General features: G+C 68.4%; 2 protein-coding genes. Both read right to left on the reverse strand.

Annotated elements, in window-relative coordinates; all coding sequences use genetic code 11:
• Window positions 1–194, reverse strand: a 194-nt coding sequence (locus D3H34_RS33510; RefSeq protein ID WP_119558925.1) for an FAD-dependent oxidoreductase, incomplete at its 3' end; no start/stop codon positions are given.
• An 88-nt stretch (window positions 195–282) separates the two neighbouring features.
• Window positions 283–595, reverse strand: a 313-nt coding sequence (locus D3H34_RS33515; RefSeq protein WP_350308492.1) for a LysR substrate-binding domain-containing protein, incomplete at its 5' end; no start/stop codon positions are given.

Here is a 595-nt window from a genome sequence, read left to right on the forward strand (position 1 = left end):
GGGTAGGCTTCGACCAGCACGTCCTGCGGCGCGTCGTGCATGCAGCGCAGGTTGCGCGTGTGGGCGGAGTTGCCGCCGCGCCATTCGCGGGGTGCGGACTCCAGCAGCAGCACGCGCGCACCTGCTTCGCGCGCCATCAGGGCGGCGCAAAGGGCGGCGTTGCCACCACCGATGACCAGAACATCGGTGTCCATGGGAATTCTCCTTGCAGTCTCTCTCGTGGGGAGCTCAACTGTAGGAATCAACCCGGCCCCGGTGCAGGGGGCTTAGTGCATGGGGGTATCAGTTATCGTGATGGATCGGCGAGGTGCCGCTCCAGGCGCCCGACTGCACCAGTTCGCGCACGCAGTCGACCAGCACCACGCGCGCGGCCAGCGCGGCCGGCGACAGTTCGTCTTCGGACAGGCTGCACAGCAGGTTGGTGCGCTGCGCGTCCTTGTCGGTGATCAGCGCCGCTTCGAAGCGCTGCGCCGCGTCCTCGAAACGGCCCATGGCCGCCCAGGGCTGCAGCGACGAGCCCAGGCCCGCGTCGACGGCCGCCATCACCATGGCCAGCGAATCGACTTCGAGCACCACATGCGGCGTGAAACGCGCC

It is taken from the genome of Acidovorax cavernicola (assembly GCF_003581445.1).